The 8885-nt window shown below is 65.9% G+C and carries 6 protein-coding genes and 1 tRNA gene; 6 read left to right on the top strand and 1 reads right to left on the bottom strand.

Features of this window, described 5'->3' with window-relative positions; genetic code table 11:
• Positions 1–165 precede the first annotated feature (165 nt).
• Positions 166–1974, bottom strand: coding sequence for a PHA/PHB synthase family protein (locus ACOYJQ_RS07890; protein WP_433457489.1), 1809 nt, complete (start codon positions 1972–1974; stop codon positions 166–168).
• 212 nt (positions 1975–2186) lie between these two features.
• On the opposite strand from ACOYJQ_RS07890, the gene ACOYJQ_RS07885 reads away from it, so the two are divergent.
• From ACOYJQ_RS07885 to ACOYJQ_RS07860, 6 genes are all read left to right on the top strand, one after another.
• A complete protein-coding gene (locus ACOYJQ_RS07885) occupies positions 2187–2546 on the top strand; it encodes a hypothetical protein (protein WP_433457488.1) in 360 nt (119 codons plus the stop codon).
• Between the two features lie 190 nt (positions 2547–2736).
• On the top strand, positions 2737–3954 hold the full coding sequence (locus ACOYJQ_RS07880) for an LL-diaminopimelate aminotransferase (protein WP_433457487.1): 1218 nt from the start codon (positions 2737–2739) through the stop codon (positions 3952–3954).
• 135 nt (positions 3955–4089) lie between these two features.
• A complete protein-coding gene (locus ACOYJQ_RS07875; protein WP_433457486.1) occupies positions 4090–5412 on the top strand; it encodes a homoserine dehydrogenase in 1323 nt (440 codons plus the stop codon).
• Between the two features lie 203 nt (positions 5413–5615).
• A complete protein-coding gene (gene glpX, locus ACOYJQ_RS07870; RefSeq protein ID WP_433457485.1) occupies positions 5616–6614 on the top strand; it encodes a class II fructose-bisphosphatase in 999 nt (332 codons plus the stop codon).
• A 238-nt stretch (positions 6615–6852) separates the two neighbouring features.
• Positions 6853–8559 (top strand): single-stranded-DNA-specific exonuclease RecJ, encoded by a 1707-nt coding sequence (recJ, locus tag ACOYJQ_RS07865; protein ID WP_433457506.1) that lies wholly within the window; start codon positions 6853–6855, stop codon positions 8557–8559.
• Between the two features lie 117 nt (positions 8560–8676).
• Positions 8677–8752: transfer RNA gene (locus ACOYJQ_RS07860), tRNA-Glu, on the top strand.
• Positions 8753–8885 lie beyond the last annotated feature (133 nt).

The raw sequence follows: 8885 nt of genomic DNA, 5'->3' as shown, positions 1-8885 counted from the left end.
TTTCGGGTCCAGGTGCGCTTTCGGGTCCAGGTGCGCTTTCGGGTCCAGGTGCGCTTTCGGGTCCAGGTGCGCTTTCGGGTCCAGGTGCGCTTTCGGGTCCAGGTGCGCTTTCGGGTCCAGGTGCGCTTTCGGGTCCAGGTGCGCTCCTGGACGAGAGACGGCGTTTTACGACGATATGCGAACGTAGTCGCCGGGCGCGTCGGCCAGAACCGGCAGCTTGCCCTTGGCGGGATCGCGCGCAGGCACGCGCGCCCGCGCCTGCGCCTCCAGCCACGAAAACCAGTCCGGCCACCACGAGCCCGGATGTTCCTGCGCCTCCCGCAGCCAGCCTCCGATATCGCCGTAGAGCGGGGCTTGCGAGGTCCAGTACTGATATTTGCCGCGCGCGGGCGGGTTGACCACGCCGGCGATGTGGCCGGAGCCCGAGAGGACGAAGCGCACCGGCCCGCCCAGCAATTGCGCGCCGAGGAACACGGATTCGGCCGGTGCGATATGGTCCTCGCGCGTCGCAAGTTCGTAGACCGGGACGGAAATCATCTTCGGATTGAGCCGGACGCCGCCGATCTCCAGTTCTCCTCTGGCAAAAGTGTTCTCCAGATAGAACTTGCGCAGGTAATAGGAGTGATTCGCCTTCGTCATGCGCGTGGAATCGGAGTTCCAGTGCAGCAGGTCGAAGGGGAAGGGCGTCTGGCCCTTCAGATAGACGTTGATGATATAGGGCCAGATCAGATCGTTGGGCCGCAGGGCGTTGAACGCGCCGGCCATGACGATTCCGTCGAGGTAGCCGAAGGTTTTCATGCGCTCTTCCAGATTGCTGATCTGGTCGTTGTCGATGAAGACCTTGAGATCCCCCGCGCGGGTGAAGTCGATCTGCGCCGTCAGCAGCGTGATGCTGCCGATGCGGCGGTCGCCGTTGGCGGAAAGATAGGCCTGCGTCATGGCGAGCAACGTGCCGCCGACGCAATAGCCCACCGCGGCGAGGCTGTCCTCGCCCGTGGCCTTGAGCACGACCTCGATGGCCTTGATCAGCCCCTCGCGCATGTAGTCTTCGAAATTCTTGTCGGCGAGCCGCTCATCGGGGTTCACCCAGGATATGCAGAACAGGGTGGCGCCCTGGTCGACGGTCCATTTGATGAACGATTTATCCCGCGTGAGATCGAGGATGTAATATTTGTTGATCCACGGCGGAACCAGCAGGACGGGGCGCTTGAGAACGGTCGGGGTGGTGGGGGAATACTGGATCAGCTCGAACAGGTCGTTGCGGAACACGACCTTGCCCGGCGTCACCGCGAGATCGACGCCGACCTTGTAGCTGCCGGGCGGCGTCTGGCGGATCTTGAGTTCGCCGTGGCCGGCGGCGATATCCTCGGCGAGCATCTTCATGCCGCGCACGAGATTGGCGCCGTTTTCCTTGATCGTCTCCCGCAGGACTTCGGGATTCGTGGCGAGGAAATTGGTCGGCGACAGGGCGCTGGAGATCTGCCTGACGTAGAAGCGCGCCTTCTGCCGCGTGGCGTCGTCGAGCCCCTCGGCGCCTTCCACGATATTTTCCGCCCAATGGCTCGTGATCAGATACACCTGCTTGAGGAAGTCGTAGACGGGATGTTCCTGCCAGTCGTCCGCCCGGAAACGCTTGTCGCCCGGCCGGGGCGCGGCCACCGGCGCCACGGCCTCGCCGTTGAGGCGCTTGAAGGTGCTGGCCCACAGGTCGATGAACCCGTTGGCGAGGTTCATCTGGGCCTCGATGGCCTTCTGCGGGTTGGCGATCCATTGTTCAGCGAGCTGGCCGAGCGTCTTCACCATGTCGGAGATATCGGCGGGCCCCTTCGGCGGGGCGCGGCCGCTCTCGATCGGTTTGAGGTAGGCTGCTGTCGCCTTGCCGGTTTCCTCGACGAGTTTCGCCATATTGTGCGAAAGCGCTTCGAAATCCGGTATCGGAAACTCGGCCTGGGCGTTGGCGTCCTGCTTCGACATGCTCTGACTGTCCTCATTGCGTCCGGTATGGCGGTGTTATGGTCGGACGGGCTTTTCCTTGCCGACCGGGAGAAGGCTTGCCAGTCTCCCACAATCGGGATTTATAGGACATAAGCCTTATCGCAGCCTGTTGCGATGACCCGCATGCAACGCTGCCCACGAAAGTGGCTGCAACCGCCCGAAAATCGCCCCGAACCGGAAAGGTGCCGACCATGATGAACGCTCTTCGCCAATCGACGCCGGCAGCGGCCCTGGTCTTCGTGCTCGGCGCCTGCGCCGGGTGCGCGGGCGGCGGCCCCGTTCACGGCATCGCGGTGGCGAGCGGATTCGCGACCGAAGGCGGAAAAGCCGCCGGTTTCGTCGAGGAGTCGCGCTCCGAGACGCTGCAATACAAACCCGTCGGCGTCAAGCCGCCCGATCGCGGGCATGCCCCGCTGACCAAGGAGGAGTTGGAGGCGCTGGAGACCGGGCTCAACCGGCGCCGCTCGCAGAACGAGGCGGACGCCGCGACGGCGCGCGCGCTGGGCGACACGCCGATGGCGCAGCCGCCGGTCATTCCCCCGCTCGAATGAGCGCTTTTTGCCGCTCTCGCCGACTTTCGCAAGAAAATGTTTTCATGCGCGCCGTGTTGATGATAAACGATACTTTTACGGCCGTGCGCGCATAATTACTGACACGCCGGCTCCAGTGGCGGCTCGGCAGCGAGCATTCCCGGCCGAAGCGCCTGCGTTTTGGCCTTTTTTCGATCCCGGATACCAACCCATGACGGAATTTCATCGTATCAAGCGCCTCCCTCCCTATGTGTTCGAGCAGGTCAACCGCGCCAAGGCGGCTGCACGAGCTGCGGGCGCCGATATCGTCGATCTGGGCATGGGCAATCCCGATCTGCCGGCGCCGCGCCATGTCATCGAGAAGCTGGTGGAAACCGTCGGCAAGCCGCGGACGGACCGTTATTCCGCCTCGCGCGGCATCGCCGGCCTGCGCCGGGCGCAGGCCGGCTATTACGAGCGGCGTTTCGGCGTCAAGCTCAACCCGGATACCCAGGTCATCGCCACGCTGGGCTCGAAGGAGGGCTTCGCCAACATGGCGCAGGCCATCACCGCGCCGGGCGATGTCGTGCTGGTGCCGAACCCGAGCTACCCGATTCATGCCTTCGGCTTCCTGATGGCGGGCGGCGTCATCCGCTCCATTCCGGCGGAGCCGACGCCGGCCTTCTTCCCGGCGCTGGAAAAAGCGGTCGTGCACTCCATCCCCAAGCCCATCGCGCTTGTGGTCTGCTATCCCGCGAACCCCACAGCCTATGTCGCCTCGCTCGATTTCTACCGCGATCTCGTCGCCTTCGCGAAGAAGCACGACCTGCTGCTGCTGTCGGACCTCGCTTATTCGGAAGTCTATTTCGACGACGATCCGCCGCCCTCCGTGTTGCAGGTGCCCGGCGCCGTCGATGTGACGGTCGAGTTCACGTCGATGTCCAAGACCTATTCGATGGCGGGCTGGCGCATCGGCTTCGCCGTCGGCAACGAGCGCCTGATCGCGGCGCTGGGCCGGGTGAAATCCTATCTGGACTATGGCGCGTTCACGCCGGTTCAGGTCGCCGCGACGGCGGCGCTGAACGGCCCGGACGACTGCATCGCCGAGATGCGGGCCACCTACAAGCACCGGCGCGACGTGCTGGTCGATTCCTTCGGCCGCGCCGGGTGGGAGATTCCCGTGCCCAAGGCGTCGATGTTCGCCTGGGTCAAGATTCCCGAGCAATTCCGGGAGCTTGGCAGCCTGGAGTTCTCGAAGCTGCTGGTGGAGAAGGCCGAGCTCGCGGTGGCGCCGGGCATCGGCTTCGGCGAGCATGGCGACGAATATGTGCGCATCGCCGTGGTCGAGAATGAACAGCGCATCCGTCAGGCTGCGCGCAACTTGCGCCGGTTCCTTGAAACGGCCGACAAAACATTGCACAACGTCGTTTCACTCGCCGCGCATCGTTGAGGTGCGCATCCGCCGCCCTGGAGCATCCCTACCTTCCGTTGAAACGCAGAGATGCTCTATCCTTTTGTTTAAGCATAATATTTTTCCCGAAAGCGGTATCCGCTTCCGGGGATTATGCTCTATCCGGTTCTGACAATGGCGCAAAGTTTACGGGTCGGCGTCGCCGGCCTTGGTACGGTCGGCGCATCCGTCGTCCGCCTGCTCGATCTGCAACACGACATTCTCGCTTCCCGTTGCGGGCGGGCGATCACCGTTACGGCGGTCGCCGCGCGCGACAGGTCGCGCGACCGCGGCGTCGACCTGTCGGGCGTGCACTGGTACGATGATCCGGTGGCGCTGGCCCGGTCGCCTGACATCGACGTGTTCGTCGAGTTGATCGGCGGCGAAAACGGCCCGGCGAAAGCGGCCGTCGAGGTGGCCCTGCAAGCGGGCAAGCCGGTGGTGACGGCCAACAAGGCGCTGATCGCCCATCATGGCGAGGCGCTCGCGCATCTGGCGGAGGAGCGGGGCGTCACGCTGTCGTTCGAGGCCTCGGTGGCGGGCGGCATCCCCGTCATCAAGACGGTCAAGGAAGGGCTCGCGGGCAACCGCATCACGCGCATTTCCGGCATTCTCAACGGCACCTGCAACTATATCCTCTCGCGGATGGAGCGGGAGGGGGCGTCGTTCAACAAGTGCCTCAAGCAGGCGCAGACGCTGGGTTACGCCGAGGCCGATCCGACCTTCGACATCGACGGCTTCGACACCGCGCACAAGCTCACCATCCTCGCGGCCCTCGCTTTCGGCGTCGATGTCAACATCGGGGCCGTCTATGTCGAGGGCATCCGGTCGATCGACTCGTTCGACATCCGCATGGCCAAGAAGCTCGGCTATCGCATCAAGCTGCTGGGCGTCGCGGAGCGTTCGGAATCCGGCATCGAGCAGCGCGTCCATCCGACCATGGTGCCGAACGATTCGCCGATCGCGCGCGTGATGGGCGTCACCAACGCCGTGAACATCCAGGCCGACGCCGTGGGCGAGCTGACGCTCGTGGGGCCGGGAGCGGGCGGCGACGCGACCGCCTCGTCGGTGATCGCGGATCTCGCGGATGTCGCGCGCGGCTTCGTCAGCCTGCCGTTCGGCTATCCCGCGGCCTCGCTCGGGCATCCCATCCAGGAGCCGATGCAGGTGCACGAGGGCGGCTATTACGTGCGCCTGACGGTGGCCGACACGCCCGGCGCAGCCGCTTCCATCGTCACGAGCTTCGCCGATCTCGGGATTTCGCTGGAGAGCATCATCCAGAATCGCTCCGAAGACGCCGCGCAGCTCGATCCCGCCGGCCGCTCGGGCGCGCCGGTGCCTGTCGTGGTCATCACCTATGCGACGACCGAACAAGCTATTCGTTCGGCGGTTGATAAGGTGATCGCGGAAGGGTATGTCGTAGAAAGGCCGCAGGTCATTCGTATCGAGCGGGAATAACTGTTCATCGTTCGCGTCATTGTCACGAAAATGGCGTGAAAACGTGGCGTAGACATTTCCGCAGGCGGGGCATCGGCCGATTTGAAAAGATGGGCCATCGCTCCGCGAGATTCTGATTTGAGCAAGTTCCGATCGGCCGGATGTTCCGTCAGGTCGGAAGCTGCCTTAGCCCGTTCAAGCATACCCCCGAGGAGTCTGATTAGATGTCCAATGAAGGCGAATTGAAAGCCAGCCACTACATCGACCGCATTCTTACGCTGGAACTCGTTCGCGTCACCGAGCGCGCTGCGGTGTCTTCCGCGCGCCTGCGGGGCAGGGGAGATGAGAAGGCGGCGGATCAGGCGGCGGTGGACGCCATGCGCCGCGAGCTGAACCGTCTGTCGATCGACGGCACGGTCGTGATCGGCGAGGGCGAGCGCGACGAGGCGCCGATGCTGTTCATCGGCGAGCGCGTCGGCAACAAGACCGGCCCGAAGGTGGACATCGCCGTCGACCCGCTGGAAGGCACGACGCTGTGCGCCAAGGACATGCCCGGCGCCATCGCGGTGATGGCGATGGCCGAGGGCGGTTCGCTGCTCAACGCGCCTGACGTCTACATGGAGAAGATCGCCATCGGCCCGGGCTACCCCGCCGGCCTGGTCGACCTCGACAAGTCGCCTGAGCAGAACATCGAGGCGCTGGCCCGCGCCAAGGGCGTCAAGCCCTCCGAGATCACCGCGCTGGTGCTCGACCGCCCGCGCCACGCCGAGATCATCGCCGGCATCCGCCGCACCGGTGCGGCTGTGCGCCTCATCACCGACGGCGACGTGGCGGGCGTCATCTTCACCGCGACTTCGGGCGAAACCGGCGTCGACATCTACATGGGCACGGGCGGCGCGCCCGAGGGCGTGCTCGCGGCGGCGGCGCTGCGCTGCGTCGGCGGCCAGATGCAGACGCGCCTCATCCTCGACACGCCGGAGAAGCGCGAGCGCGCTGCGGCGATGGGCGTCACCGATCCGGCGCGCAAGTACAGCATCGAGGAGCTGGCGGCCGGCGACGTGGTGGTGTCGGCCACGGGCGTGACGGACGGCGCGTTGCTGTCCGGCGTTCGCTTCGGCAGCGACGTCATCGAGACCGAGACGGTCGTTTACCGCTCCGCCACCGGCACCGTGCGCCGTATTCGCGCCGAGCATCGCGATCATTCCAAGTTCTATCTGGATTGATCGCACGCTGGATGGAGACAATCCGTCCGCATCGGCGGCCGGGTGCGTGCGCCCGGCCGATTTTTCTCCAGGCTTTCAGCGTTTCGTCGCATCAGGTATTGCAGACAAGGTGTTTCAGACAGGCATTCCGGGGGATCAGTCCTTTCACACCCGTCCGTTTCTCGGCGTCGACCGCTCCGCGCTGGGGCGCGCATGGCGTGACCGATGCACGGACACCGGGCGCGCGGCGGCGCTGGCGATGGTGCAGACGCACGGCCTGCCCGACATGCTCGCCCGCGTGCTGGCGGCGCGCGGCGTGGCGCCCGACGACGCAGCGGCCTATCTCGCGCCGCGCCTGCGCGACCTCATGCCCGATCCCTCCACTTTCGTCGCGATGGACGAGGCGGCTGCGCGCATCGCGCAAGCCGTGATCCGCGGCGAGAAGATCGCGATCTTCGGCGATTACGACGTCGACGGCGCCTGTTCGGCGGCTTTGCTCGGCACTTTTCTGGCGCGGACGGGCACTCCCTTCGTCGTGCGCATTCCCGATCGCATCATTGACGGTTACGGCCCCAATGTGGAGGCGATCAGGGAGTTGCACGCGGCCGGCTGCACGCTTCTGGTCACGGTGGATTGCGGCGTGGCGAGCTTCGAGCCGCTCGCGGAGGCGCGCAAGCTCGGCATGGACGCGGTGGTGCTCGATCATCATCAGGCGGCGGTGGAACTGCCGCCTGCGGTTGCCGTCGTCAACCCCAACCGGCAGGACGACCTTTCCGGCCTGGGCCATCTGTGCGCGGCCGGCGTGGTGTTCATGGCGCTGGTGGCGGTGCAGCGCGCGCTGCGCCGGTCGGGCTTCTGGCAGGCGCGCGGCGGCGGCGAGCCGGAGCTTCTGGCCGATCTCGATCTGGTGGCGCTGGCGACCGTTGCCGACGTCGTGCCGCTGACGGGTCTCAACCGCGCTTTCGTGCAGCAGGGGCTTGCCGTGATGCGCCAGCGTAGGCGGCCGGGGCTGACGGCGCTCATCGACGTATCCGGTCTCTCGGGGCCGCCGGAAGCGTGGCATCTCGGCTTTCTGCTCGGCCCCCGGATCAACGCCGGCGGACGCATCGGCAATTCGGCGCTCGGGGCGGGGCTGCTGATGACCGGCGACGCCGGCGAGGCCGCGCGCATCGCCGGCGAGCTCAACGCCCTGAACGCCGAGCGGCAGGCGGTGGAGCGGCTCGCCGTCGAGGAAGCGACGGCGATGGCGGAACGGCAGGTCGTGGAGGAAGGTCCCGCCGTGCTCGTCGTCGGCTCGCCGGAGTGGCATCCGGGCGTCGTGGGGCTGGTGGCGGCGCGCATCAAGGAACGTTTCAACCGCCCCGCATTCGCTATCGCGCTTGACGGCGGCGGTGGCGGCACGGGTTCCGGCCGTTCCGTTCCCGGCGTCGATCTCGGCCGGGCGGTGCGCCGGCTGGTGGAAGAGGGTATCGCCGTCAAGGGCGGCGGGCATGCGATGGCCGCGGGCGTGACACTGCCCCCGGGCGGCGTCGCGGCTTTCCGGGCCGGCATATCGGCCGCGCTGGCCGATGAGTTCGGCCGCGTTGATGCGAGCGAGGCGCTCGGCATCGACGGCGCGCTCACCGCAGGCGGCGCGACCGTCGACCTCGTAGCCGGCCTGTCGCGCGCCGGCCCCTATGGCGCGGGCAACCCGGAGCCGGTGTTCGCGTTCGGTCATCACGTTCTGACCGAGGCCGCGATCGTCGGCGTCAACCATGTCCGCATCCGCCTGCGGGCGGGCGACGGCGCGTCTCTCGGCGGCATGGTCTTTCGCGCCGCAGATGCGCCGCTGGGGCAGGCGCTGCTGTCGATGAAAGGGCAGACGGTGCATGCCGCGGGCACGCTCGCACTCGACACCTGGGGCGGCCGCAATCAGGTCAGCCTGCGCCTGCTCGACGTCAGCAAGGCGGAGGCGTCACCTCGATGATGCCTGCATGACAAGGGCGCCCGATGGATGTGGAAAACTTTCAAAGTTTTGCGGAAGGCCTTGCCGAACAGGCCGAACATCTCTATGAGTTGCGTCACTTAACCGGCAACGGTTGCTGCGCCCATCGTCTAGCGGTCTAGGACGTCGCCCTTTCACGGCGAAAACAGGGGTTCGATTCCCCTTGGGCGCGCCACTTCTCTTCAATTCCCCACTGAGTTTGTTTCGTCGGCGATCACGATGGTTTTTTCCATCGGGTGACGGTTGCATCTTCATATTTCCGCCGACACACCGAAAAATGTCACGCGGAGAAGGCGCGCCGGCTCCGT

It is taken from the genome of Pseudochelatococcus sp., from assembly GCF_050946405.1.
Lineage (GTDB): Bacteria > Pseudomonadota > Alphaproteobacteria > Rhizobiales > Beijerinckiaceae > Pseudochelatococcus.
Note: the sequence above shows the minus strand (reverse complement) of the source record. Positions and strands in the feature narration are given on the sequence as shown.

Coding starts and splice junctions, on each gene's coding strand:
- ACOYJQ_RS07890 (WP_433457489.1), bottom strand. CDS start 1,974: ATGTCGAAGCAGGACGCCAACGCCCAGGCCGAGTTTCCGATACCGGAT.
- ACOYJQ_RS07885 (WP_433457488.1), top strand. CDS start 2,187: ATGATGAACGCTCTTCGCCAATCGACGCCGGCAGCGGCCCTGGTCTTC.
- ACOYJQ_RS07880 (WP_433457487.1), top strand. CDS start 2,737: ATGACGGAATTTCATCGTATCAAGCGCCTCCCTCCCTATGTGTTCGAG.
- ACOYJQ_RS07875 (WP_433457486.1), top strand. CDS start 4,090: ATGGCGCAAAGTTTACGGGTCGGCGTCGCCGGCCTTGGTACGGTCGGC.
- glpX (WP_433457485.1), top strand. CDS start 5,616: ATGTCCAATGAAGGCGAATTGAAAGCCAGCCACTACATCGACCGCATT.
- recJ (WP_433457506.1), top strand. CDS start 6,853: ATGGTGCAGACGCACGGCCTGCCCGACATGCTCGCCCGCGTGCTGGCG.